The organism is Aphanothece microscopica RSMan92, from assembly GCF_046613545.2.
In the GTDB taxonomy this organism is placed as follows: Bacteria; Cyanobacteriota; Cyanobacteriia; order PCC-6307; family Cyanobiaceae; genus NIES-981.
This window is the reverse complement of the sequence record NZ_JBKKKY020000043.1, coordinates 1-25,387: the sequence shown is the minus strand read 5'-3', so window position 1 is coordinate 25,387 and position 25,387 is coordinate 1. Positions and strand designations below refer to the sequence as shown.

General features: G+C 66.1%; 20 protein-coding genes and 1 pseudogene. 9 read left to right on the top strand and 12 right to left on the bottom strand.

From position 1 onward, the window contains the following. Positions 1 to 316: 316 nt before the first annotated feature. Positions 317 to 559 (top strand): AbiTii domain-containing protein, encoded by a 243-nt coding sequence (locus ACLD7X_RS11685; protein ID WP_411423805.1) that lies wholly within the window; start codon positions 317 to 319, stop codon positions 557 to 559. Beyond that, positions 544 to 1,233, top strand: a complete 690-nt coding sequence (locus ACLD7X_RS11680; RefSeq protein ID WP_482763988.1) for an AbiTii domain-containing protein — start codon at positions 544 to 546, stop codon at positions 1,231 to 1,233. Before ACLD7X_RS11685 ends, ACLD7X_RS11680 begins: the two co-directional genes overlap by 16 nt. Positions 1,234 to 1,446: 213 nt before the next feature. Here ACLD7X_RS11680 and ACLD7X_RS11675 read toward each other — a convergent pair whose 3' ends face one another. Both ACLD7X_RS11675 and ACLD7X_RS11670 read right to left on the bottom strand, forming a co-directional pair. After that, positions 1,447 to 2,541, bottom strand: coding sequence for a hypothetical protein (locus ACLD7X_RS11675; RefSeq protein ID WP_411423804.1), 1,095 nt, complete (start codon positions 2,539 to 2,541; stop codon positions 1,447 to 1,449). 253 nt (positions 2,542 to 2,794) lie between these two features. Further along, positions 2,795 to 4,513: a hydroxysqualene dehydroxylase gene (locus ACLD7X_RS11670; RefSeq protein WP_412006758.1), complete on the bottom strand. Its 1,719-nt coding sequence runs from the start codon at positions 4,511 to 4,513 to the stop codon at positions 2,795 to 2,797. Positions 4,514 to 4,693: 180 nt separating this feature from the next. Here ACLD7X_RS11670 and ACLD7X_RS11665 point away from each other — a divergent pair, with 180 nt between their 5' ends. Next, entirely contained in the window at positions 4,694 to 5,254 is a 561-nt protein-coding gene (locus ACLD7X_RS11665) for a GNAT family N-acetyltransferase (RefSeq protein ID WP_411423802.1), read from the top strand. A gap of 10 nt (positions 5,255 to 5,264) precedes the next feature. Here ACLD7X_RS11665 and ACLD7X_RS11660 read toward each other — a convergent pair whose 3' ends face one another. The 3 genes from ACLD7X_RS11660 to ACLD7X_RS11650 all read right to left on the bottom strand — a co-directional run bounded on the left by ACLD7X_RS11660 (position 5,265) and on the right by ACLD7X_RS11650 (position 11,351). After that, positions 5,265 to 8,012 carry a valine--tRNA ligase gene (locus tag ACLD7X_RS11660; RefSeq protein ID WP_411423801.1) on the bottom strand — a complete coding sequence of 916 codons (2,748 nt, stop codon included), beginning with the start codon at positions 8,010 to 8,012 and terminating at the stop codon, positions 5,265 to 5,267. Between the two features lie 48 nt (positions 8,013 to 8,060). Beyond that, positions 8,061 to 8,867, bottom strand: coding sequence for a mechanosensitive ion channel family protein (locus ACLD7X_RS11655; protein WP_412006757.1), 807 nt, complete (start codon positions 8,865 to 8,867; stop codon positions 8,061 to 8,063). Between the two features lie 129 nt (positions 8,868 to 8,996). After that, positions 8,997 to 11,351, bottom strand: a complete 2,355-nt coding sequence (locus tag ACLD7X_RS11650; protein WP_411423799.1) for an arylsulfatase — start codon at positions 11,349 to 11,351, stop codon at positions 8,997 to 8,999. A 158-nt stretch (positions 11,352 to 11,509) separates the two neighbouring features. Between ACLD7X_RS11650 and ACLD7X_RS11645 the strand changes: the two genes are divergently transcribed. After that, a complete protein-coding gene (locus ACLD7X_RS11645) occupies positions 11,510 to 12,676 on the top strand; it encodes a DUF2157 domain-containing protein (protein WP_411423798.1) in 1,167 nt (388 codons plus the stop codon). Continuing rightward, positions 12,673 to 13,200 (top strand): hypothetical protein, encoded by a 528-nt coding sequence (locus ACLD7X_RS11640; RefSeq protein ID WP_411423797.1) that lies wholly within the window; start codon positions 12,673 to 12,675, stop codon positions 13,198 to 13,200. Before ACLD7X_RS11645 ends, ACLD7X_RS11640 begins: the two co-directional genes overlap by 4 nt. 4 nt (positions 13,201 to 13,204) lie before the next feature. Here ACLD7X_RS11640 and ACLD7X_RS11635 read toward each other — a convergent pair whose 3' ends face one another. Both ACLD7X_RS11635 and ACLD7X_RS11630 read right to left on the bottom strand, forming a co-directional pair. Then, complete coding sequence (locus ACLD7X_RS11635; RefSeq protein WP_411423796.1) at positions 13,205 to 13,861, bottom strand: 2OG-Fe(II) oxygenase; 657 nt, start codon at positions 13,859 to 13,861, stop codon at positions 13,205 to 13,207. Continuing rightward, entirely contained in the window at positions 13,858 to 14,346 is a 489-nt protein-coding gene (locus ACLD7X_RS11630; protein WP_412006756.1) for a hypothetical protein, read from the bottom strand. The genes ACLD7X_RS11635 and ACLD7X_RS11630 overlap by 4 nt, the downstream gene beginning before the upstream one ends. Positions 14,347 to 14,462: 116 nt before the next feature. Here ACLD7X_RS11630 and ACLD7X_RS11625 point away from each other — a divergent pair, with 116 nt between their 5' ends. Genes ACLD7X_RS11625 through ACLD7X_RS11615 form a run of 3 tightly spaced genes read left to right on the top strand, consistent with a single transcriptional unit; the run spans position 14,463 to position 17,310 of the window. Further along, complete coding sequence (locus ACLD7X_RS11625; RefSeq protein ID WP_411423794.1) at positions 14,463 to 14,717, top strand: hypothetical protein; 255 nt, start codon at positions 14,463 to 14,465, stop codon at positions 14,715 to 14,717. 9 nt (positions 14,718 to 14,726) lie between these two features. Next, positions 14,727 to 16,052 carry an extracellular solute-binding protein gene (locus tag ACLD7X_RS11620; RefSeq protein ID WP_411423793.1) on the top strand — a complete coding sequence of 442 codons (1,326 nt, stop codon included), beginning with the start codon at positions 14,727 to 14,729 and terminating at the stop codon, positions 16,050 to 16,052. Continuing rightward, the gene (locus ACLD7X_RS11615) at positions 16,045 to 17,310 is read left to right on the top strand and encodes a mechanosensitive ion channel family protein (protein ID WP_411423792.1); all 1,266 of its coding nucleotides are present in this window, start codon (positions 16,045 to 16,047) and stop codon (positions 17,308 to 17,310) included. The genes ACLD7X_RS11620 and ACLD7X_RS11615 overlap by 8 nt, the downstream gene beginning before the upstream one ends. Before the next feature lie 29 nt (positions 17,311 to 17,339). On the opposite strand, the gene ACLD7X_RS11610 is transcribed toward ACLD7X_RS11615, so the two are convergent. Continuing rightward, on the bottom strand, positions 17,340 to 18,248 hold the full coding sequence (locus tag ACLD7X_RS11610; protein ID WP_411423791.1) for an SGNH/GDSL hydrolase family protein: 909 nt from the start codon (positions 18,246 to 18,248) through the stop codon (positions 17,340 to 17,342). Positions 18,249 to 18,291: 43 nt separating this feature from the next. Here ACLD7X_RS11610 and ACLD7X_RS11605 point away from each other — a divergent pair, with 43 nt between their 5' ends. Beyond that, the gene (locus ACLD7X_RS11605) at positions 18,292 to 20,979 is read left to right on the top strand and encodes a cation-translocating P-type ATPase (RefSeq protein ID WP_411423790.1); all 2,688 of its coding nucleotides are present in this window, start codon (positions 18,292 to 18,294) and stop codon (positions 20,977 to 20,979) included. Between the two features lie 37 nt (positions 20,980 to 21,016). On the opposite strand, the gene ACLD7X_RS11600 is transcribed toward ACLD7X_RS11605, so the two are convergent. The 4 genes and pseudogenes from ACLD7X_RS11600 to ACLD7X_RS11585 all read right to left on the bottom strand — a co-directional run. Continuing rightward, positions 21,017 to 21,853, bottom strand: coding sequence for a nitrate ABC transporter ATP-binding protein (locus ACLD7X_RS11600; protein WP_411423789.1), 837 nt, complete (start codon positions 21,851 to 21,853; stop codon positions 21,017 to 21,019). 97 nt (positions 21,854 to 21,950) lie between these two features. Next, on the bottom strand, positions 21,951 to 23,948 hold the full coding sequence (locus ACLD7X_RS11595; protein WP_411423806.1) for an ABC transporter ATP-binding/substrate-binding protein: 1,998 nt from the start codon (positions 23,946 to 23,948) through the stop codon (positions 21,951 to 21,953). Between the two features lie 46 nt (positions 23,949 to 23,994). Then, entirely contained in the window at positions 23,995 to 24,816 is an 822-nt protein-coding gene (gene ntrB, locus ACLD7X_RS11590; RefSeq protein WP_411423788.1) for a nitrate ABC transporter permease, read from the bottom strand. A gap of 115 nt (positions 24,817 to 24,931) precedes the next feature. Then, a pseudogene (locus tag ACLD7X_RS11585) lies at positions 24,932 to 25,387 on the bottom strand (bicarbonate-binding protein); the annotation flags it as partial.

Sequence of the window (25,387 nt, the reverse complement as noted above, 5' to 3'; positions counted from 1 at the left end):
CCAAATGTTACTGGCATCGATGGATTTCTGGAGCGGAGGCGAGCAGTCGTTGTATCCTTCCTAAGGATCTATGTGCTGATCTATCCCTATACCGATAAGTCAATCTTTGTACAGCAGGCGCTAGACTGCTTTCTAGGATTAATGGGTCATATAGAGCTTGCTGAGAACGTGTAGTCGCATAACAATGCCATCCACCAGTGCCGCCACCCTCAGCTCTTCAGTTTCGCAGAACACCATGCGGCCTGGTGATGGCAAGCGTTAGCCAGCTCAGGCGAGGCCTGTGTAAGCTTGAGATCCACTGCCTCAAAACTCATATATGGGAAATGAATCAATAGTGTTGCAGCTACAGATCCTGGCCACAGACAAGGTAAATGACATTTCAGATCTGCTGCGCAAGGCGCTTTTGGTCGCAAGAAAGCTTGGCCTTGTTGAGTTCAGGCAATGGATTGAACGCGAATTGAATGGATACGATAGTCATGTCGATGTACCTGACTATCGGAGAGTGCGAGCTGAGCTCAGGCTGAAAATCCGGTTCATGGCCTCATCCCCATCTATATAAGCGACCAGAGGTATACCGATGCATTGTGCAACGTGGAACTAAGAGATCCGATCGAGAATCTTCAATCGCTGGTCACCACTCTTGCAAAAGAAGGAAGTTACATTAATGTGCCACTTTCGCATAAAGAAGAAGCCTTCTTGCTTGAATCACAGGGTAACTTTGGGCAGCTTCCTCCTGTTCGTAAACTCTCCCCCAATCAAGCTAGCATGGTCATTGATGCGGTGAGGACAAGGATCCTAGAGTGGTCATTAGAACTTGAGAGTCAAGGAATCCTTGGTGATGGCCTTGTGTTTTCGAAGGAAGAAAAAGCTAAAGCAACATTGACACCCAGCATTAACATCCACAACTTTCAGGGCGTCCTTGGAAATGTGTCTGAATCAAGCTTAAACCAAGATCTTACTATGTGTGTAGGCAAGGGAGATGTTGAAGATCTAATCAGAAAGTTGTCGGAACAGGGGGTGCAGGAAGAAGACTTGGCCGAATTAAGAGAAGCTATTGCCCATGAGCCTGCAATCGCCCCAGATGGTTCGCTGGGTCAGCGGACAAGTGGCTGGATCGGGAGGATGGCATCAAAAGCCCTCAGTGGGTCATGGGCAATTGGTAAATCTATTGGCGTTGGTACTGCAAGCAAGATATTGGCAGAGGCGATTATGTCGTATTATGGCCACCAGTAGGCAATGCCAACGTCTGCTGAACAGGCTAACATCAAGATGCAGAAGACGGGGGCAGTAGATGATGTCTATGCGTATGATACTGCCCGCTTCTGATCTTGAGCGTTAGGAAGAGCAGGAACCCAAAATGACGTATAGCTAAACTCATGTTCATTCCGAAGTTCTCTGTTATAGACGTGGCTAAACCCTCCCTGCCAGCCGTTCAAGACGACCTATTCAGATATCGTCTTCGCATGACATCCGCTTGTCAACTATTGGCCTGATCAGCTCCTCACCCCTTCTCCCTCTATTGTATCTTCTGTGGAGGTTCCGTCTTTCGCTATCGGATAGTGACGCATATAGGTCGATCTCTACTCCGTATTTGTTGGCGGCAGTCATCAAACCCGAGTGAGCTCTGCCTTTGGGCCTCGCTTCATTGCCCTTGGGCTTTTGGTCCCATGTAGCGCCAGGGTTGGCAGCTAGCCATTTCTTGATCTCATAGCGCTGATTCGGCGTTAGAGCTGCATATATTTCCACAGGCATGCCTAAACTTGTTGCCCCTTTTTCGTGTTTAGCTCTAAGTGATTTCTGCAGGCGATTCCTTACTGTCTCAGGATTAGGATTGCGCCTGCAGTCCATGTCCCAGGGCATCCCCCTTTCGTGACGTTCAAATGCAACCTCTTTCTGGCTCATTGAGAGCTTGTCCCACTCTTCCTTAGTGGCTCCTACCACTTTCCAGCCAGTCCGAAGTCGGCTCTCGCTGTCCGGCTTATAGATCGTCTTCTGGAACTCGATAATTCCAACTTCTCTGTCTGGATACCTTAGGCGATATTGGGCATAGGCTGCCTTCACTGACTTGGGGATATGAACGTACACCTGGGGTGAGACACCAAGCCTTGCGGCGCTATCCTTAACATAGCTCCACGTTGCAATCCTACGTTTGGGCACCTTGTTTCCATAGCTTCCCGACTCGCCCCCAGCGCCTCTGTTTAGCAGTATGCCCCCTTCTTCAATATGTCTCCTTCCATACCACGCTATGAAGAACTGCTCGCGCTGCTGCGCTTCTTCTCTAGACTCAAGTACATCCATAATTCGGATTAGGGCCTCTTCTTTGGGCACTGGTATAAATCGTCTGCGACCAGTGCCGTCTCTCCACTCATGTCGCATATACGGTCGTTCCACGATCGATGCGATACCTATGTAGTATGGGGTTCCTTGATTAGACGTCTTTGATGACTTTGCTCGTAGATAGCAATATACGATGTGCTTGCCGTCCGCTATGTACTTCTCGACAAGATGTCTTTGGGTTCTGAGGGCTTGGGTGTTGTTCATCTCCCCCGAAATCTGACCTGGGTATTGCTATGGTCTCTATTCTCACATCCTTGACCACATTCCTCACATCCTTCCTGACAGGCCCCTGGAGTGGACAGGCCTCCAAGAACTGGTTGCCTCGGCACCCCAGCCTCCCTGCCTGCCACTCAGGGGCGGCGTCAGAAACAACAGTAGCCATCGGCTCATCATGGAGCCATCAGGCGATTCCACGCCCCTACAGATGTCCACAACAACAGCTATCTGGGACTCATGGTCAGCCAAACCACGGCAGTTTCAAACCAAAGCTCTCGATGGGGTCCATCACAAGTTTGTTGAGGGCACGACCCAGAACAACCTGCGGTTCATCGGCACGAATAGGGATCACGGGGTGCTGGAGCGTCTTCGATGGATCTGAGCCCTTCACCAGGTTGCGTCTGATCAGGGAGTTCGCTGCTTCCAGGCCACACACATAGGCGCGTTCCTGGCAGAGGCCTTTGGCGCCATGCTCCCGGTCGCCCATCCGCACCCAGTCGCCAGCGCAGACGATCGAGGGGATGGAGGTTTCCAGGGGTGGCCGCTTTCTGAAACTGCCGGGAGAGAAGTGAGACACAGAGCCTGGATAGCGGCGCACTTCGGCATCCACCACCTTCGCGTTCCGGAACTCAGGATGCGTGAAGGGCAGCAACTGGTGCATCAGACAATCCATGATCTCCTGGTCCGTCATCGCCGCAATGCCGGCGGCGTTGTAGAAGTCGCTGGCCACCACCGAACCCTGCGGCGGTTCATCACCCCAGAGCGCCTGCTCCGCATCCTTCTGCAGCTGATCCAGCATGAAGAAGGTGCCGCCAGCGCCCTTCAGGGCCTCAAAGCGGGAGAACACATTGGCCGGATAGGGAATCGGAACGTAACGATCCAGCCACAGCCGGGTGGACACCACATCGATCGAACCCAGCGACGCCGCGGCAACCAGCTCGGGTGCCGCCTTGCTGCATTGCGGCGATCGGGCCATCAACGCCTTGAGCCCCTTTGCCCCCACCGCCAACACCACGGCATCCACATCCTCCAGCACCGTGATGTCGCCTGTACGCACGCTTTGCAGCTCAATGGAGCGGATGGCTTGGGTGTCTGCCGAAACATGCAACCGCCTGGCCAGGGTTCCCCCCATCACCCGAAGGTCATGGCGTACCAGCAGCCTGCGGCTGAGGGGCTGAAACAGATGCTCGGCGATGCTCCTGGATTGGATCCAGCGAACATCAAAGGAATCCTGGTGGGCCAGGGCGTAGTAATAAAGCAGCTCCATGGCCACCGCCGCCGAGAGCTCCTCGGGCGGCTTGAACAGACCCACCAGCAAGGTGGGCCGCAGGAAGTCATCGATCATGCGAGCGCTGATGCCAAGCCTCACAAAGAGTGCTTGGGCGTTGAGGTCGTCGTAGTGCTGGAAAACCCGATCGCTGCGATTGAGATCTAGGATGGCGTAGAGAAGCCCTGCAATGCTCAGCCGATCCCGAACAGGCAGGCGCTTGAAGTTGGTGACAGTGGCCAGCACCTGCCCCAGGGGACTCGGCCACCGGGGCGACGCACCGAACACCGGAGCCGTGGCCTCCAAGCCATCGGGCGACCAGAACGCACTGGTGGTGAAGTCGGTGTAGATGCTGCCAACCTCGAGCTCTTCCGTCAGGGCATTGATGTTGGGATAGTCTTTCCAGAAGCCTCGGGTTCCCGCCTCAAAAGGTTTGCCGCTCTGGGTGGTGACAGGTTGGCTTCCGGTGGGGTCGGCCATCCCATCCACCAACGTCACACCAACGCCGGCCTCACACAGCGCCTTGGCGGCGCCCCAGCCGGCCCAGCCGGCTCCGATGACCAGCACATGAGAGCGTCTCTGGCCGGCCAAGGTGTCGTGTGGCATCGCTCGTTCCTGCATCGCACGCTCTGGCATCAGCCCATCTCCTGCAAGATACTCAAGACCTGTTGAACCACCGGATTGAAGTGACAAGCAGAGATGAATCGACCTCATTACGGCTCATCATGTCGGCAGACACTGCAGGTGTTGCTCTGCTCAAATACCGGCCCAGAACAGGCAGTATCGGAGCGGCGATTGTCGTCTGCTCCGTTGAGAGGAATGGAGCTTGCATCTAGCAGCGAACTTGCAATAGCGAACTTCCCATGCCGACCCATGGCACACCCCACACCCCAGCCCCTCACGTTCGATTCTCTCGACACCAGCAGCCGCGTCGCGATAGCCGAGCTGTTCACCCTCACGTTCACCGCCTCCGAAGGCGAGCGTGAGGGCCTCCTGGTGGGGAACCTGGCTTCCGCGCTCGCCGGCCTGATCGACGATCAGGAGGTGATGGCCATCGGCGCCCACCAGGGAGGCGCTCTGGTGGGCTGCGTGATCTTCAGCCGCCTTCGGTTTGCGCACGCCTCACTGACCTACATGCTTGCCCCCGTGGCGGTGCACCCAGATCGGCAGCGCCAGGGCATCGGCAGCCGGCTGATCCTCGGCGGCCTGGGTGAGCTCCGGCGTCGCGCGGTGGCGGTGGTGGTCACCTATGGCGACCCTGCCTTCTACGGCAAGGCGGGGTTCCAGCCCATCGCACCGGACACGATCCAGCCGCCATTTCCGCTCTCCCAGCCGCAGGGGTGGCTGGGCTGTTCCCTCACGGGGGAGCCGCTGCCCGCCCTTTCCGGTCGCCCCACTTGCGTGAAGCCGTTCAGGAATCCCGCCTACTGGTGAGGGACTGAGCTCAGCCCAGCCCCTGCAGCCGCCCGCGGGCCAGTGCCGCCTGGGCCTCGGCTTCGGCCAGATTGGCGCGGCACTCGTCCACCACCTCAGGCGGCGCCTTGCCGGCGAAGTTGGGGTTGGCCAGGCGGCCGGCCAGCCCCTTGATCTCCTTCTCGGCCTTGGCCAGGTCTTTCTCCAGCCGGCTGCGCAGGGCTTCAAGGCTCTGCCGAGGCACACTGAGGCTCACCTGGGCGTCGCTGTCGACGATGCCGAGCAGCTGACCCGCCGCCGGCTGGGGCTCCAGGCCGAGAGCACTGCCCCCCACCAGGCGCAGGATCTTCTCCTGGTTCACCTCCAGAAACTCCCGGCGCTCGGGGCTGCCGCTGTGGACCCCCACCGGCAGACGCTCGGAGGGCTTCACCCCGGAGAGCGCCCGCAGGTTGCGCAGCGCCCGCACCGCCTCGATGCCGAACTGGAAGGCCTGCTCGTGGCGCTCGTCCAGCCAGGCGGCCTCCGGCTGGGGCCAGGCCTGCAGAGCCAGGAACCGTGTGGCCTCGGCGCCGGTCACGGCGTGCCAGAGCTCCTCGGTGAGATGGGGCATCAGCGGGTGCAGCATCACCAGCAGCGCCTCGAGGCTGGTGGCCAGCACCCGCCGCGCCGCCGTGCGCACGCCGGCCTCCTCACCGGCCAGCCGTGGCTTGGCCCACTCGATGTACTGATCGCAGAGGTCGTTCCAGGCGAACTCATAGAGCAGCTTGGCCGCCTCCCCCAGCCGGTAGCTGCCGTAGAGCTCCGCCGCCTGCTCCGCCGTGCGGGCCAGGCGGGAGAGGATCCAGCGGTCCTCGCTCTCCAGTTCGGCTGCCAGCGGCCCACCCAGGCTGGCGGGCGTTTCGCCCCCCAGGTTCATCAGGGCGAAACGGGTGGCATTCCAGAGCTTGTTGGCGAAGTTGCGCGCCGTCTCCACCGTGCCGGAGCTGCCGCTGGCACGGTCGTAGTCGAGGCGGATGTCCTGCCCGGCGCCGGCCACCTCCCGCACCAGGGCGAAGCGCAGGGCATCGGCGCCGTAGCGCTCGATCAGCGGCAGCGGATCGATGCCGTTGCCCGCTGACTTGCTCATCTTGCGGTTGTTCTCATCGCGCACCAGGCCGTGGATGTACACGTCCCGGAAGGGCATCTGGCCGGTGAAGGCGCCGGCCATCATCGTCATCCGCGCCACCCAGAAGAAGATGATGTCGAAGCCGGTCACCAGCACGCTGGTGGGATACCAGGCGGCCAGATCGGCGCTGGTCTCGTCCGGCCAGCCCAGGGTGGAGAAGGGCCAGAGGCCGCTGGAGAACCAGGTGTCGAGCACGTCGGGGTCCTGCTCCAACTGCAGCTCCCGCCCCGCCGCCCGGCTGGCCGCGCCGTACTGCGCCTTGGCCTTCGCCTCGGCTTCGGCGGCATCCCGCGCCACCACGTAGGGGGTGGCGTCGGTGATCACGCCGCCGGTTTCACTCACCACGAACCAGGCGGGGATGCGGTGGCCCCACCAGAGCTGGCGGCTGATGCACCAGTCGCGGATGTCGGTGAGCCAGTCGCGGTACACCTTCTCCCAGCGCTGCGGCACGAAGCGGGGTTCGGCCCGATCAAGCGCCTCGCGGCAGCGGGCCGCCAGCGGCTCGGCCTGCACGAACCACTGGGTGGAGAGCAGCGGCTCCACCGGCACCTTGCCCCGATCGGAGAAGGGCACGCTGTGGCGGTGGGGCTCCACCTTCACCAGGAAGCCTTCGGCCTCCATGGCCGCCACCACGGCCTGGCGGGCCTCGAAGCGATCCAGCCCCTCGAAGCGACCGGCGGCGGCGTTCATCGTGCCGTCCTTGGCCATCACGGTGATCAGCGGCAGGCCATGGCGGGCGCCGATGGCGAAGTCGTTGGGGTCGTGGGCGGGGGTCACCTTCACGCACCCCGTGCCGAAGGCCGGATCCACGTGCCCATCGGCCACGATCGGGATCTGGCGGCCCACCAGCGGCAGGGTGAGGCTGCGCCCCACCAGGGCGGCATAGCGGGGGTCGCCCGGGTGCACCGCGACGCCGGTGTCACCCAGCAGCGTTTCGGGCCGGGTGGTGGCCACCACCAGATGGTCGGTGCCATCGGCGCCGGGCTCACCGCTGAGCGGATAGCGGAAGTGCCAGAGGTGGCCGTCCACCTCCTTGGTCTCCACCTCCAGATCGCTCACCGCCGAGCCCGAGGCGGGGCACCAGTTCACCAGGTATTCCCCCCGGTAGATCAGCCCCTGCTCGTGCAGGCGCACGAAGGCCTCGGCCACCGCGGCGCTCAGGCCGGGGTCGAGGGTGAAGCGCTCCCGCTGCCAGTCCACCGAGTAGCCCAGGCGCCGCAGCTGGCCCACGATCGTGCCGCCGCTCTCGGCCTTCCAGCTCCAGGCCCGCTCCAGGAAGGCGTCACGGCCCAGGTCGTCCCTGCTGCCACCCTCCGCATGGATCTGCTTCTCGAGGATCGTCTGCACCGCGATCGAGGCGTGATCCGTGCCGGGCAGACACAGCACGTTGCGGCCGCGCAGGCGCTGGAAGCGCACGATCGTGTCGATCAGGGCCGTCTCGAAACCGTGGCCCATGTGCAGGCTGCCGGTCACGTTCGGCGGCGGGATCACCACCGAGAAGGGCTCACCGGGCGCCTGCGGATCCGGGTGGAAGGCGCCGGCCTGCTCCCAGGCCGCCTGCCAGCGGGCCTCGGTGCCCGCCGGGTCGTAGGTCTTGGGCAGGGCCTCGGTCACAGGGGGCTGGCAGAGCGGCTGCCCATGCTCGCAAAACGTGACGCCGCCTCAGGCCGCCGAACTCTGCATCGCCACGGGGATGCGGGGCACCGGGAAGCCGGCCTTGCCGAGCACGTCGCTGATCACCCGGTTGGTGTCGAAGTACACCTGCCAGTAGTGGCTGGTGTGGGTGTAGGGGCGCACCGCCAGCTTCGGGCCCCGCTCGGTGAACTCCAGAACCTCCACATCGGCGGGCTTGTCGGGGTACTGGTTGGGCACCGCCTGAAGCCCCTCCTTGAGCAGGGCGATGGCGCGGCCCACGTCGGCGGAGTTGTCGAGCTGGGCCACCAGTTCCACCCGGCGGTAGGGATGCACCGAGTAGTTCACGATGTTGTCGCCGAAGAGCTTGTTATTGGCCACGATGTGGCGCACGTTGGCCGGCGAAGTGATGGAGGTCACGAACATGCCCACCTCCTCCACGGTGCCTTCGACGCCGCCACCTTCGATGTAGTCCCCCACGCTGATCGGCCGGAAGATCTGCAGAAACACCCCGGCGGCGAAGTTGCCCAGCAGCCCGCTCCAGGCGGCACCGATCGCCACGCCGGCACCGGCCAGGAGGGCGGCGAAGCTGGCGGTCTGGATGCCGAAGAAGCCCAGGATCGCCACCACCAGCACCACCCGGAGCAGGGCTCCGAGGATGTTGACCAGGTAGCCGATCACCATCGCGTCGAGGCTGCCGCGGTTGAGGGCGCGGCGCAGCAGGCGCAGGCTGAGCTGGATCAGCCAGCCGCCCACGATCCAGAGGGCGATCGCCCCGGCAAGCTTGAACAGGAAGGGAACGATCACCTCAACGACGAGGGGATAGGCGTCAGGCACCGGAGCAGAACCAAAGCGACACTTCAAGCTGGCCAGCCCCGCCTGCCCTGACAACGCTCTGCTGCAGTTCGCAATGCGGGTGGTCGCAGCCCCGGGAGGCCGGATGGGGCGCTGGATCGGGAGGCTGCCTCACTGGCGCGCCAGGATCATCCGCATCCGCTCCTCCAGGTTCTCGAGCGGTTCACCGGACACATCCACCAGGGCCCGCTTCACCTCACCGGCGTAGGCGAAGGGCGGCTGATAATCCGGCATGGTGGGGGAACCCGGATCGGCCCCCACCGCCACACCAGCCGCCAGGCCAAGCTGCAGCGGGATCGTCACCGGCAGGTCACCCTGACCCACGGCCTCGCCGTCCACCAGGAGCGTGATGTGGGCCGGCGTGCCCCGGCCGTTGGCAATGTCGACAGGGCCAGTAGGGGTGAACTCCACGCTGAAAATGTGATGGCCACTCGGCATGGACGTGGTGGCGACCACCTTGAAGTAGCTGTCAGCCACGTAGTTGTAGCCGTAGGTGAGCGTGCCGTTCTGCACGTAGAACGCGAAGCCACCGTCATTGCCGCCCATGCTGAACAGCACGCCGTCGGCGCCACCCTCGGGCACCACGGCTTCCACCGAGATCGCGTGGGGCCGGTTCAACAGGCGCGGCGCCGCATTTCCGGGCACCACCTGGGTGCCGGGGTAATAGATGTAGCGCTCGCGATCCACGGCGATCTGGGGCCGTTCGATCGCAAAGCGCTGGGTGCCGCGGCTGTCGATCGGCAGCACGTTGTAGCGGCCGGCCTCCACATACCACATGCCGATCATGGCGATCAGCCGCTCCCGTTCGGCGGCGGCGAGATCCTGGGTTTCGGCGAAATCCGCCTCGAGGTTGTAGAGCTCCCAGCCGTGGGCATCCAACTGGATCAGCTGGTCGTAGCTGATCGGATCCCCGAAGCGCCGCCCCGATTCGGTGAACGAGGTGCCGGGCCAGGGACACACCGCCCGCCAGCCCTCGTGATAGAGGGAGCGGTGCCCGAACATCTCGAAATACTGGGTGCGGTGCAGGCTGGGCGCGTCGGCGTCGTTGAAGCAATCGAACAGGCTGAATCCCTCGATCGGGCTCTGGGTCACCCCCTTGATGGAAGCCGGCGCCTCGATGCTGAGGGCCTCCAGCACGGTGGGCACCATGTCGATGGCATGGCAGTACTGGCTGCGGATCTCGCCCCGGGCGGCGATGCCCTTCGGCCAGCACACGATGAACGGATCACTGGTGCCGCCCCGGTAGGTTTCGCGCTTCCAGCGGCGGAAGGGCGTGTTGCCGGCGTGGGTCCAGCCCCAGGGGTAGTGATTGAAATACTTCGGGCCGCCGATGTCATCGATGGCCGCCAGATTCTGCTCAAGATTATCGGGAACATTGTTGAAGAACTTGCCTTCATTCACCGAACCCGTGGGCCCACCCTCGGAGCTGGCGCCGTTGTCGGAGATCAGCATGATCAGGGTGTTGTCGTATTCCCCCAGGTCCTTCAGGAAACCGATCAGCTCGCCGATATGGTGGTCGGTGTGCTCCAGGAAGCCGGCATACACCTCCATCATGCGGGCGTAAAGCCGCCGTTCCTCGGGCGAAAGGGTCTCCCAGTCGGGCACGTCGGGATCGTGGCGGGAGAGCACCGTGTTCCCGGGAATGATGCCCAGCTCCTTCTGGCGGGCGAACGCCTGCTCGCGATAGGCGTCCCAGCCACCATCGAACTGCCCTTTGTACTTGTCAGCCCACTCCTTCGGCACATGGTGCGGCGCGTGCATGGCGCCCGTGGCGAAGTAGAGGAAGAAGGGCTTGTTGGGGGCCACCTGCTTGGCGTCGGCGATCATCGCCTTGGCCTGCGTCACCAGATCCGGCGTGAGGTGGTAGCCCTGTTCAGGGGTGGCGGGGGGCTCCACCTGGGTGTTGTCGCGCACCAGTTCCGGGTAGTACTGATGGGTGTCGCCCCCCAGGAAGCCGTAGAAGCGCTCGAAGCCCCGGCCCAGGGGCCAGCGGTCGTAGGGCCCCGCCGCCGAGGTGGCCTCGGCCGGCGTGAGGTGCCACTTGCCGACCGCATAGGTGTTGTAACCCTTCTGCAGCAGCATCTCCGAGAGGAACCCATTCTCGAAGGGGATGTAGCCGTTGGAGCCGGGGTACCCCATCGAGCCTTCGGTGATGCAGGCCAGGCCGTTGGAGTGGTGATTGCGCCCCGTGAGCATGCAGGAGCGCGACGGCGAGCACAGCGCCGTGGTGTGCATGTTGCTGAAGCGCAGCCCGTCGGCCGCCAGGGCATCGATGTTCGGCGTGGCGATGGGGCTGCCGTAGCAGCCGAGCTGGCCGAAGCCCAGGTCGTCGAGCACGATGAACAGCACGTTGGGGCTGCCCTCGGGGGCGCGGTTCGGCTCCGGCCAGGCCGGGGTCGACACGTCGGCGGTGCGGCCGATCACGCCGGGGAAGGCCGCTCCGGAGCGGTATTCGTTCAGTGGCATCGCCACAGGGTCAGGGGCTGACTGCAACGTATGCAGCGCCGTTTGGAGGGGCATCCGGCCTTGAACAAAGGACACATGCCTCGAACGGGGCATCCGGCGGGGCTGAGGTGGAGGCGGAAAGCCCTCGCTACGGTCTGGTGTGGGTCCCGGAATGGGTCATGGCCATGTCCCTGAGCCAGCAACTGGAGCGTTGGCAGGCGGCGGGGCTGATCGATGGCGCGACGGCTGAGCGAATCCGCTCCTGGGAAGCCCGGAACCTCGGGCCCTCCGCCCCGTCGCTGAGGATCCCCACCCTTGTGGCGGTCTCCCTGGGCGGGGTCCTGCTGGCGGCGGGGGTGCTGCTGCTGGTCTCCACCCATTGGGAGGCGCTGTCCCCCGGACAGCAGTTCAGCCTGCTGCTGGCACTCCTGCTGGTCCTGCATGGACTCGGCGCCGGGCTTGGCACCCTCCTGCCCGCCCTTGCCGTGGCACTCCACGGTGTGGGCAGCGTGGCCCTCGGAGCTGGCATCTTTCTGACCGGCCAGATCTTCCATCTCGAGGCGCGTTGGCCGCTCGGACTCCTGCTGTGGGGACTGGGGGCCGGGCTGGGATGGTGGCTGCTGCGTCAGTGGCCTCAGCTGGCCCTGCTCGCCCTGCTGGCCCCGGCCTGGCTGGCGGGCGAATGGCTGCTCCGATGCGAGCAGGTCATGGGCACCCTGCCACGCTCTGCGCTGCTGCCCATGGCCGCGGGGCTGGTGCTCACGAGCCTTGCCTACCTGGGGGCTGCTCAGGGTCCCGGACCCTGTTCGCCGCCCCGCCGGGTGCTGGTGTGGGTCGGTGGTCTGGCCCTGCCTGGATCGGCGGTGTTCTGGGAAGTGACCCTGATCACACCGACGCAGCTGCAGGCAGGCCCCGGGCCCGACGCGCTGCTGCTGCTGCTGGGCTGGTCAGGCGCGCTGCTGCTGCCGCTGCTCGCGGCCTGGCGGTGGCGGGGGCGAAGCATCTGGCACCTGGCCGTGGCGGTGGGATGGGTGCTGGCCGGGCTCGCCATCACGTTCGCCACAACCCGGTGGGCCGTGCCTCTGATCCATTACCCCTGGTGGATCGCCGGCGGGCTGCTGCTCGTCGGCTGGGGGGTGGTGGAGAGACGCACCGAGAGGATCAACTTCGGCGCTGCCTTCATCGCCAGCACGGTGCTGGGCTTCTACGTGTCGAACGTGATGGGCAACCTGGAACGTTCGGCCAGCCTGGTTGGCCTGGGGGTGCTGTTCCTGGGAGGGGGATGGGGGCTGGAGGTGTGGCGGCGGCGCCTGCTGGCTTCCATGCAGGGGAAGCCACAGCCATGAAGGTTCAGGGAAGCGGGCGCCGTGGGCTGATCCTGGGGCTGCTGCAGGCCTGCCTCCTGCTGAGTCTGGGGGCCCAGCTGCTGACGGACAGGGCCCTGCGGCCGCGTGGCTGGGCCCGCACCCAGCCTGTGGACCCGTACCTCCCGATCCGGGGGCGGTATGTGAGCCTGCGACTGCGGCTGCGGCTGGATGGGCAGCCTGCCGAGGCGGACAGCTCCGGCCTTGGCGGCAGCCGGGGCTGGGTGAGTCTTCACAGCCGCGGCGGCGAGGTGCTGGCCCAGGCCGTGCCCCGGGGGACGCCTGGAGCCCTGCGCGTCCGGAGCTCCACACCGGCCGGATGGGTGGAACTTCAGCAACCCGTGGCCTTCTTCATTCCGCCGACGGGGCCCGATCCCTCCCGTCGCCCCCGCCCTGAGCGGGTGTGGGTGGAGGTGACGCTTCCGGAGCGGGGACAGCCGCGGCCGATCCGGCTCGGCGTGACCGCGGACGAACAGTTTCCCCCCCGACCGCTGAGGCTGGGCTGAGGCCTCAGCCCGCCGCCAGCCGCCGCAGATAGTCCTCCAGCCGGCCGGCGTTGATCCAGCCGGTGGCGATGGTCTTGGTGTGCGACTGGCTCACCCGGCCGCGGTGGATGTGCGACACCCCCGCCGGGAAGATCAGCAGCTTGCCCCGCTCGGCCTCCTCGTGGTGGCCCTGCCAGTGGAACTCGGTGCCGCCCTCCGGCAGGGAGTTGGCATAGAGGATCCAGGCCAGCACCCGGGCCTGCGGTTCGGTGGCCTCGTCGCTGAGGGTCCAGTCGCAGTGCCAGGCGTGGAATCCCTCGCCGGGCGCATAGCGCTGCAGGTTGAAGATCGGGTTCACGAACAGGCTCTGCTCGGGGCAGCAGGAGCCCAGCAGGGGCCGCTCCCGGAGGTAGTGGGCCAGCCCGGCGTTCACCCCGCGCAGGATCACCTCCGCCAGGGCGAAGGCCTCCGGATCGCTGCGGTCGATCGCCACCAGGCTGATGTCGGTGGAGACCTTGGCGGGCGCCATGGCGGGCGCCTGGTCCGGCGCGGCCCCTGGCCCGGCTTCGGGTCCGAAGGCCACCCCGGGCCGCTGCAGATCGGGGCGACGGTCGAAGAAGGCGATCACCGCATCGGCCACGGCCTCGTAGCCGGCGTTGCGGTAGCTGGCGATCAGGTTCATGGCTGGGCGGTTGCGGCAGGGGGCGCGGCGGCAGGGGGCGCTGGGGGCTGGGCCCAGGGAATCGCCACCGCCGCCTCGAAGCAGCGCCAGCGGGCGGTGTCGGGATCCAGCCTCGCCGCCAGGCCCACCTGCTCCAGTGCGGCGGCGGCACGCTCCAGGGTGAGGGGCTCACCAGCCGGCGCCAGCGGCAGCACCAGGGCCTGGGGCTCGGCCGGATCGGCCATCAGCCGGAGATCCAGGGCGGTCAGCTCCCGTTCGAAATACACCCGCCGCAACCGGGTCCGCAGAGCGGGACCCAGGGCCGTGGCGAAGGCCTCGAGGCTGGCCTGGTCGCCGGAGCAGCCGCAGTTGAGCGCCAGCCAGATCAGCAGCTTCGCCCAGCCCTCGGCGCTCCAGGCGGGCTGAAAACTGTCGCGGTGCTGGCGCACCAGCTCGGTGATGGCGAAATCGAACAACGTGGCCTGCAGGCGCGAGGCCTCAGGCACGGCAGCAGCTTCAGGCCTGGAAACAGCGGTCGGATCGGTCACGGAGCGCGCCGGCATCTGCGCAGCCATCCTCGCCAGTGGGCAAACTGCAGGGGCAACGTCCCTGGAGACGCCGGATGGCCCTGGACCTGAACGACCCGGAGCTCGAGTTCGCCGATCTGGTCACCGCCTATCAGAGCTGGGTGATGGCTGTGATCAACGACGAGAAGCTGGGCGGGGAGCCGATGCTCACCGAGGAGATCGCCGACGACGCCATCAACGCCATGCGCTTCCTTCCCGACGTGGTGACCAGCGCGATCGAGACCACCCTGGCCCGCGTCTATGACGTCGATGCCGAGGAGTTGGCCGCTCTGCTCTACCCGGAAGACTGAGGCCCACCGGTGGCCATCCCGCACCCGCCCCGCCAAGCCTCCCCCTCCACCACCAGCCGGAGGCACCGTCCAGGGCGGGCCGGAGCCACCCTGGCCGCAACCACCGGCCTGCTGCTGCTGAGTGCGCTGGCGGGCTGCACCCCCGGCAACGGCCGGCTGGAGGGCGGGCTCCACACCATCGTGTACGTCGCCATCGGGGTCGAAAGGGCGCCTGACCTGGCCTCCGAGCTGGAGCGGCAGAAGCAGCTCCGCGAGCGGTTCTCCCACCTGCAGCGCTCCTTTCGTGAGGTGCGCCCAGGTGTGCACCTGGAGGTGCTGGTCTTCGACCGCGACCGGTTCGTCGAAGAGATCCGCCGGCGCACCCACAGCGGCCTGGGTCCTGACCTGATGCTGGTGGATGGCCTCACGGCCGAGACCCTCCACCAGAACCAGCTGGTGACCGCGATTGCGGTGCCGAACCCCTCCAGTGAGCTGGTGCGGACGGAACTGATCCCGTACGTGAGGTCGGCGCCGCACCAGTGGTTCGGTCTGCCGGTGGGCCAGGAACCGCAGCTCGCCTGCTTCGATCGGCGTCGCATGGCCCAGGCGCCGGAAACGCTGAGCGCCCTGATGGAGGCCAGCAGCCGCGGTCAGAGCATCGGCCTCACCCTGGATCTGGGCAACCTGGCCTGGACGATGGGAAGCCTGGGGGCTCTCGAGAGCATTGCCCAGGTGAGACGGGGGGCCGCAGCCACCCCCGAACGAATCCAGGCCATCCAGAACTGGCTGGGCTGGCTGCGCAACGCCGATCTGCAGCAGCGGATCAGCTTCGCGGGGTCCCAGGGGGAACTGGTGGAGGGCCTGCGGACGGGGCGCTTCGACTGGATCCACTGCCGCAGTCAGGATGCCTCGCTGCTGCGCAAGGAGCTGGGAAGCCATCTGGCACTGGCGCCGCTTCCCTCAGGCCCGGGCGGGGCCGCCAGCCCGATCTCCACCGTGCGGATGTGGACGTTCGGCCGCAATTCCAGCCCCCGGCAACGGAACGTCGCCAAGGCCCTGGCGCGCTTCACCCTGAACCCTCCGGTGCAACGTGCCTTCACGATCCAGACCCAGGGGCTGCTGCCGGTGAGCCGGGGGGCGACGCTGCCGGTGGCCAGTTCCGCCAACCTGGCGGCCCTGCTGGCCGCCCAGCGCCAGGCCAGCGAGGCCCAGAACCTCACCGAAGAGCTGATCGCCCTGAGGACAGAGAAGAACGCGCTGAACAAGATCCTCACGCAGTTCCGCTACGGCGAACTGGACAGCGCCAGCGCCACCGACGCCCTGATCAAGATCCTCCGCCAGAAGCCCCATGAATGAACTGCTGCTCGAGAGCGCGGGGTGGGTGGGGTACCTGGAGCGCCCCGATGTGCTGCTGCAGTTGGCGGGGGCGGTGCTGACTGTCATCGTCTACTACTGGCTCGGCCGCCGGCTGGGGGGGGCACCGCACGGCCTGCGACTGCGTCGTCAGGCCCTGCTGGGAAGCCTGGCCCTGTTCGCCCTGCTGCTGGCGCTCCTGGCCCGGCCCCACCGGCTGCTGGTCGTGATCCTGCTGCTCTCCGCCGGCTGGTTCGGGCTCGGAATGCTGCGGCGCCGGCTGCACCACACCATGCCTGCCCAGCAACTTCAGCAACTCGATATCGGCCTGCTGCGGCCGCTGTATCTGCTGATCGCCTTTGGCCTGATGATCAGGGAGGTGGATGCACCCCGGAATCTGGCGCTGATCTCCCTGGGTTCCTGGTTCGGCACCGAAGTGACGGCCGGCCAGGTCTTCCTCGCCGCCCTGGTGCTGTATCTGCTGCTGATGGGTTCAGGGCCTCCCACCCATGCCCTGGCTCAGCTGGCGCAGCGGGTGATCGGAATCAGCGACAGCGGGCGTCGCGCCCTGGCGCTGCTGCTGCAGTACTCGGTCGTGGCGGTGGGGATCATCTGGACCCTCGATCAGATCGGCTTCAACCGCACCGCGATCCTGGCGGTGGCCGGGGGACTGTCGGTGGGACTGGGCTTCGGGATCAAGGAAGTCTTCTCCAACTTCATCAGCGGGCTGTGGCTGCTGTTCGAGGGATCGGTGCGACCCGGCGATGTTCTGTTCGTCGAGGGCGACCCCTGTGAGGTGCGCCGCCTGGGCCTGCGGGCCGCCGTGCTCTGGCGCGACCGGGACAACGCCGAGCTGGTGATCCCGAACCAGACGTTCTTCACCACCACCATGACCACCTACACCGGCACCGATCGACTCCGTCGCGGCCAGGTGCTCGTCGGGGCGGCCTACCAGCATGATCCGGCGGAGGTGATCCGCCTGCTGGAGCAAACCGCATCCGAGGTCTCCGGCGTGCTCAGCAGCCCGCCGCCGAAGGGGTTGGTGCTGGGCTATGGCGACTCGGCGATCGAGTACGCCCTCCGCTTCTGGATCACCGATCCGATGACCAACATCTCGATCAGCAGCGCCGTGAGCACGGCGGTATGGCAGAACTTCCGCCGGGAGGGAATCTCCATCCCCTTCCCGCAGCGCGTGCTGCACCAGGCTGAGGCGAGCGCTGCCGATCCGGCGTCTTCAAGCGACGCTTCAGCCGACTCTTGAACCGACGCTTCAACCGACAGCAAGCCCGCTCAGGTCGCGAAGCCGTAGCTGCTCAGATCGGAGGAGCCGGCAATCCCGCGAACCACGAAATCCGCCAGTCTTCCGCTGGTTCGGGATGTGGGGTGGACATCGTCGAGGAAGCGGGGGGCGGCCACGCTCTGCCAGGCCTTGAACCCATCCACCACGAGCACGTCATCGTCACGGCCGGGCGCATTGAAACGGCGTTCCAGCCTGCGGTTCACCCGGCGGGCGGTGCTGTCGATGAAGCGCAGGAACGCCTCCTCGAGGGAGGGTGAGAAGCGGGAGGCCACCCGCTGCAGGTAAGGCGTTGCACTCAGAGGGGCGAGGCCCACGATCAGGGTCTCATCCACCTGACCGGTGATCGTGTCGACCGATCGCCGCACGTTGGCCGCGATCCGCCGGGCTGTGCGGTCGCGCAGGCGGCGGTTGTCCCGTTGACCGGGGCTCCTGAGGACCTTCAGCAGGGCCCTCGGGCGGTGCGCCAGATCCGTGAGGTCATTGCTGCCGGCGATGATCAGCGCATCCAGATCGTCCCGGGCCGGCAGCGTGGAGCTGGCGAGCCGGGCCTGGGACAGCAGACCGAGCGGGAAGGGGGCCAGTCCGGCGCGACGGGAGCCCGCCAGACCCGATGTGGCTCCGGCATAGGCGTAGTTGAGGAGCTGGGGTGCCGGGCCGCCGCTGCCGAAGATCAGCCTGGCCGGCAGATCGAGCAGGTTCACCCGCTCGATGGAGTTCAGACGGGCACCGAGCCGGCGGGCGATCTGCTCGGCGAACACCGGGCCGTCGGAGGCCTTGACGTTGCCGCCGCGGTCATAGATCCGCTCCTCGAAGGGATCCTGACCCACCAGCCGGGCCAGCTCGTCGAGGTTGCCCGTATCCACCAGGCTGTCGCCCAGCATCACCAGGGAGGTCGTCATCGCTCGGCGCCACGGAACGGCATCGCAACGTCATGATGGGGCCATGCCTGGCGTGCCTGCCGCACCAACCGCCCTGCTCGGCCAGGCCCACGCCACGCCGGCGGTCGACCTGCTCAAAGCCCTGGAGAGTGACCCTGGGCAGGGACTCCCCGGCGGGGAAGCCGAGCGGCGCCTGGAGGCGTGGGGGGCCAACCGGTTCGAGCACCGGGAAGCCCAGCCGGCCTGGCGGCGCTTCCTCGGCCAGTTCAACGATCCGCTGCTCTACACCCTGCTGGGGGTGGGAACCGTGAAGCTGCTGCTGGGAGAACCCGGCGAGGCCTGGGTGATCTGGAGTGTCACCCTGATCAATGCGGTGATCGGCTACATCCAGGAGCACCGGGCGGAAACCGCCATCGCCGCCCTGGCGCTGGCGGTGCGCACGGAGGTGGAGGTGGTCCGTGATGGCCTCCGCCAGCGGCTCGACTCGGAGGAGCTGGTCCCCGGCGATGTGGTGCTGCTGGATGCCGGAGACAAGGTGCCGGCCGATCTGCGCCTGCTCGAGGCGCGCAGCCTGCAGGTCGACGAATCGGCCCTCACCGGCGAATCCCTGCCGGTGCCGAAGGGCACCGCGCCAGTGCCATCCCCGTCAGCGGTCGCCGAGCGCAGCGGCATGGCCTACGCCGGCAGCCTGGTGACCGCGGGCCAGGGGCGCGGTCTGGTGGTCGCCACCGGAAACGGCACCGAGGTGGGGCGCATCTCCCGCTCGCTCGCGGAACAGGTGAACCTGAGCACGCCCCTGACCCGGAAATTCCGCGGGTTCACCCGCACCCTGCTGCAGCTCGTGGTGGTGCTGGCCGGCCTGACCTTTCTGGTGGGCGTGGCCCGTGGCCGCGAAGCCGCCGAGATGTTCGACGGCGCCGTGGCCCTGGCCGTGGGAGCCATCCCCGAGGAACTGCCGGCCATCGTCACGATCACCCTGGCCATCGGGGTCAACCGCATGGCGCGCCGCAATGCCATCGTGCGCAAGCTGCCGGCGGTGGAGGCCCTGGGCAGCACCACGGTGATCTGCTCGGACAAGACAGGCACCCTCACCCAGAACCGGATGACGGTGCAGGAGGTCTACGCCGGCGGCGAGCGCCTGAGCCTCGACCGCCTCTGGCCGGGCACGGAGGGCAGGAGCGGGGTCGCCGATCCCCTCAGCCGGAACGTGGCCCTGCAGGAAACCCTGCTGGCCGGCCTGCTCTGCAACGACGCCCGAGCCAGCCACCGGGAGGGGCTGGTGGGGGATCCCACCGAGACAGCCCTGCTGCGCGCCGCCGAGACGGTGGGTCTGGACCGACGCGCCGCCCTGGAGGACCATCCGCGACGGGACGCGATTCCGTTCGCCTCCGAGCAGCAGTTCATGGCCACCCTGCATGGCGATCAGCGGATCCTGATGAAGGGAGCCGTGGAAGCCGTGCTGGAGCGCTGCAGCCACCAGCTCGGGGCCGATGGCCGCCGTGAACCGCTGGATCGCGAAGCCATCGAGACCGCCGTCCGTGCCATGGCCCGCCAGGGTCAACGGGTGCTGGCGTTCGCCATCGGCCGCGCACCGGCCGAACAGGAGCGGCTGGTGCACGGACAGCTGGCCGGCCAGCTGGAGTTTCTCGGGTTGCAGGGCATGCTCGATCCGCCCCGACCGGAGGCCCAGGCCGCCGTGCTGGCCTGCCAGCAGGCGGGCATCACGGTGAAGATGATCACCGGCGACCATCTGGAAACCGCCCGCTCGATCGCCACCCAGCTGGGGCTGGCCACCGGCCGCCCGGTCCGGGCTGTGGAGGGCCGGGACCTGGAGGGGCGCAGCGAGGCCGAGCTGCGACAGCTCGCCCGGGACACGGACGTGTTCGCCCGGATGGCTCCGCTTCAGAAACTCGCGTTGGTCAAGGCCCTGCAGGCCGAGGGGGCCGTGGTGGCGATGACGGGGGATGGGGTCAACGACGCGCCGGCGCTCAAGCAGGCCGACATCGGCATCGCCATGGGCAAGGGCGGCACCGAGGTCGCCCGCGAAGCCGCCGACATGCTCCTCACCGACGACAACTTCGCCACGATCGAGGCGGCCGTGGAGGAAGGCCGGGGTGTCTACCTCAACCTGCGCAAGACGCTGGCCTTCGTGCTGCCCGTCAACGGCGGCGCTTCGATGACCATCCTGCTCGGCGCCCTGCTGGGGCTGGAGCTGCCGGTCACCGCGCTGCAGGTGCTGTGGCTGAACATGGTGTCCGCCCTGACCCTGTCCGTGCCGCTGGCCTTCGAACCGCGGCCCCCGCAGCTGATGAGCCAGCCACCGCGCTCCCCGCACCAGCCGCTGCTGAGCGCTGGCCTGGTGCGTCGGGTGCTGCTGGTGTCGGCGTTCTACTGGGTGCTGATCTTCGGGGTGGTGCTCGGGGCCGAAAGCCAGGGAGCCGATCTGGATCTGGCCCGCACGATGGCGATTCAGGCCCTGGTGCTCGCCCAGGTGGTGTACCTGCTGAGCATCAGCCAGGTGAGCAAGGGCAGCTGGCAGCAGTGGCAGCAGGTACCGCTGCTGCTGGGCGGGATCGTCACGGCGCTGCTGTTGCAGGTGGTGTTCAGCCAGACGGAGTGGATGAACGGGTTCTTCGACACCGAACCTCTCAGCAGCCAGCAGTGGCTGGTGTGCGGCCTGGCCCCTCTGGCCATGGTGCCGGTGGCCTGGCTGAGCGAGAAGCTCTGCCCCACCACCGGCGTTGCCGGCTGAGGATCTCCCACCCCAGGCGGCCTGAAGCCGGGGCCCCTCAGGCCGCGTCGTCGTGCGCGAAGCGGGAGTAGAGGAACTCGAGCGCGTGGTTGCGCAGCTCGTAGTAACGCGGGTCTTCCATGATGTCCTCCCGGTTGCGGGGACGGGGGAACCCGATGGTCATCACCTCGCCGATCCCGGCGGCGGGGCCGTTGGTCATCATCACCAGCCGATCGGCCAGGAACAGGGCCTCATCGATGTCGTGGGTGATCATCAGCACGGTGCACTTCTGGGTGTTCCAGATGTTCAGCAGCTCCTCCTGAAGCTCCTCCTTGGTGATGGCATCGAGGGCTCCGAAGGGCTCATCGAGGATCAGCACCTCCGGTCGGATCGCCAGGGCCCGGGCGATCGCCACCCGCTGCTTCATCCCACCAGAGATCTGCCCGATCGTCTTCTGGGCAGCCGCCGCCAGGCCCACCAGCTCCAGGTGCTCCATGGCGATCTTCCGTTTCTGCCGTTCCGGCAGCTTCGGGTGCACCGAATCCACGGCCAGGTGCACGTTCTCGTAGGCGGTGAGCCAGGGCAGCAGGGCATAGCCCTGGAACACCACCATGCGGTCGGGGCCGGGCTTCACGATCGGGGCCCCCTTGAGCAGCACCTGCCCGGTGGACGGGGTGGCGAAGCCTGACACCATGTTCAGCAAGGTGCTCTTGCCGCAGCCGGAGTGGCCGATCACGCAGACGAATTCACCCGCCTCGATGCTGAGGTTGATGTTCTCCAGCACCGGGTAAGCACCGCGGGGCGTGAGGTAGGTCTTGCCGAGCGCCTCGAAGCAGAGCAGGGGGCGTGCCGCGGCTGAGCCGGCGGCAGGCTGGCCGATCGGAGTGGTGATCATGGCAGTGGGTGGGGTGGATGGGGGCGGGCGCGGAGCCGGGCCAGGGGACAGGGCGCACAAGGCGCACAGAGGGGGGCAGGCGTGAGGTTCGGCCGCGTCAGGAGGCCATCGGACGCGGGAAGCCGATCGGGATCTCGGCCACGCTGTAGTCGTCGTGGATCCGCAGCCGGTTGAGGTAGCCGATCGGATCGTCGGCTTCGAAGGGAACCCCATCGAAGAGTTCGATCACGCCGCGCTGGTAACTCACGTCCTCCAGGCCCAGCTCCCGGGCGGCGGTGCTGTAGACGCTCACGGCGCACACCCGCTCCAGCACTTCCACGTAGTTGCGGGGGAAGGGAATCTCCCGCCAGCGGGCTAGCTGCGTGAGGATCCAGAGGTGTTCGCTGCGGCTGGGCCGGTTGACGCCGGCGCCGAAGAAGAGCGTGTGCGGCGTGAAGCTGCTCTCCTCCCCGTTGCCGCCAGCGGCACCGAAGCGGATCAGCTCGGGCTTCATCCCCAGGTAGCGCCGGTCGCTCAGCAGCAGGCTCAGCTCGTGCCAGTGGGTCGGGTCGGCGCAGTAGCGGCAAGCCTCCAGCAGCGCCTTGGTGAGGGCGATGTGGGTGTTGGGGTAGGCCAGGGCCCAGTCCTCGCGGACACCGAGCACCTTGCCGGGATGGCCCGACCAGATCTCCAGGTCCCCCACGATCGGGAAGCCGTGGCCTTCCTGGGCCGCCCGCACGTTCCACGGCTCCCCCACGCAGTAGCCGTCGATGGAGCCGTCCTTGAGGTCGGCCAGCATCTGGGCCGGTGGCAGGGTCTGCAGGTACACATCGCGGTCGGGATCGATCGCGTGGGCGGCGAGCCAGTAGCGCAGCAGCAGGTTGTGCATCGAGGCCGGATGCACGATCCCCATGGTGTGGGGCTCCCGGTTCGTGCGCAGCAGGTAGTCGCGGTAGTCGGCCACCGTGCTCACCCCCTGCTCCGCCAGGCGCGACGCCAGGGTGATGCCGTTGCCGTTGCGGCTGAGGGTGAGGGCCGACACGATCGGCGTGGGATCGCCGCCGTGCCCGCCCCCGGTCATCCAGGTGGGCATGCCCGAGGGCATCAGGGCCGCATCGAGGGTGCGATCCAGCAGGCCGTCGGTCACGCCGCGCCAGCTCGTCTCGCGCACGAGAGTCACTTCGTCAAGGCCGTGCTTGGCGAAGAAGCCCTTGGCCTCCGCCACCGCCAGCGGTGCACAGGCCGCCAGCGGGATGAAGCCCAGATCCAGATTCACCTTCTCGAGCCCGTGGCGGGCCACCACCTGGTGCGGCTTGGCCTGCCACTGCTTCACCCGCTTCTGGCGGTTGAGGAAATAGATGATCTCCGAGCGCAGGCTGTAGTAGCTCGGGTGGTGCACCACCTCCAGACGCCGGCGAGGGCGTGGGATGTCCACGTCGAGGATGCCGCCCACCCGGGAACCGGGGCCGTTGGTGAGCATCACGATCCGGTCGGAAAGCAGCACCGCCTCGTCCACGTCGTGGGTCACCATCACCGCGGTGAGGGCGTGGTCGTTGCAGATCTGCATCAGCTTCTCCTGCAGATTCCCCCGCGTGAGTGCATCGAGGGCGCCGAAGGGTTCATCCAGCAGCAGCAGCTTGGGGCGGATCGCCAGGGCGCGGGCGATCGCCACCCGCTGGCGCATGCCGCCGCTGAGTTCCCGCGGCAGCTTGTGGGTGGCCGGGCCCAGGCCCACCATGGCGATGTGCTCGTCCACCAGCTCCTGGCGCTGCTGGCGGCTGAGGTCGGGGTACACCTCGTCGATGGCGAGGGCGATGTTCTCGCTCACCGTGAGCCACGGCAACAGCGAATAGTTCTGGAACACCACCATGCGGTCCGGACCGGGGCGCTGCACCCGATCGCCATCCACCAGCACCACCCCCTCGGAGGGGTGATCAAGACCGGCCAGCATGTTGAGCAGCGTGCTCTTGCCACAGCCGGAATGGCCGATCAGGGAGATGAATTCACCCGTTCGAATCTCCAGGTCGATTCCCTGGAGCGCGAGGTAAGTGTTTCCAGCAGCAAGGGGAAAGGTCTTGGCAAGTTCCTGAACCTGAACAAGGGATGGGGGGGTCATCGGAAGGCAGTGCAAGAGGAACAAATCACAGGGGCCTCTGGCCGCTTCACTGACCCGGACTGATCCGGCTCTGCAACCAGGCCATCAGACGATCGAGCAGGAGTCCGACTCCGCCGATCCACACCACGGCCAGCACGATGTCACTCACGTAGTTCTGCTGATAGGCATCCCAGATGAAGAAGCCGATGCCCACGATGCCGCTCATCACGATCTCCGCCGCGATGATGGCCAGCCAGGCCAGCCCGATCGAAATGCGTAGCCCCGTGAAGATGTAGGGCAAGGCCGAAGGAAGGAGGATCTTGGTGAAGAAACGCCAGCGCGAGATCTGCAGAACGAGAGCCACATTTCTGTAGTCCTGGGGGATCTGGCGCACCCCTTCCGCCGTGTTGATCAGAATCGGCCAGACAGCTGTGATGAAGATCACGAAGATGGCTGCCGGCTGGTTCTTCTGGAACAGCACCAGGGCGATCGGCACCCACGCCAGCGGAGCCACCATGCGCAGGAACTGGAACAGAGGATCGAGCGCCCGGTTCAGGGAGGCATTGAGGCCCACGGCGATCCCCACCCCGATGCCCACGATGGCAGCCAGGGAATAGCCCTGAGCCACCCGGCCCAGGCTGGCCACCGTCTGCCAGAACAGACCCTTGTCCAGGCCGCCGCGGTCGTAGAAGGGGTAGAGCAGCAGCTCCCGGGTGCGCTCGTTGGTCCAGAGGCTGAGGGGCCCGGGCAGCCGGGTGAGCCCCAGGCTGGCGCTGAGCTGCCAGAAGAGAAGAAATCCAGCGATGCCAAGCAGGGGCGGAAGCCACACTTTGCGGTGAGTCTTCCACCACGACAGCCAACCGGCAGGCTGCAAACGAGAGGTGGTCATGAAGGGGTAGTGAGGTGAACGGAGGATCGGGACCTGGCTGATCACAAGGGGCAAGGAAGGGCGCTGAAGCCACCCAGGGTTGCGGCTTCAGCGCAGCAGGATCAGTGCAGCGGGATCAGCGCTTGATCTTCAGGCTGTTCAGGTAGGCCTGCGGGTTCTCGGGATCAAACACCACGCCGTCAAAGAAGGTTTCCTTGCCGCGCGATGATCCTGTGGGAATCTCGGAAGCCGGGAGTCCCAGCTCCTGGGCGGCCTGCCGCCAGAGATCCTCCCGGTTCACCTTGTCGACGATCGCCTTGGCCTGATCAATGCTGGTGAGCTTGCCTGGGTGCATGTTCCAGCGCAGGGATTCCACCAGGAACCAGAGGCTCAGGCCCTTGTAGGGATAGGAGATGACACCGCGTGGGCTGCTCCAGTAGATGGGTCCTTTGAGGGGATCATTCTCCGCCTTCAGGGAGGCCCCCAGCTGATACTGACCTTTCAGAGCCGGCTTGAGAACCTCAACGGGGGTGTTGAAGTAAGCCCGCGAGGAGATCAGCTCAGCCACCTCATCACGGTTCTCCTGCTTGTC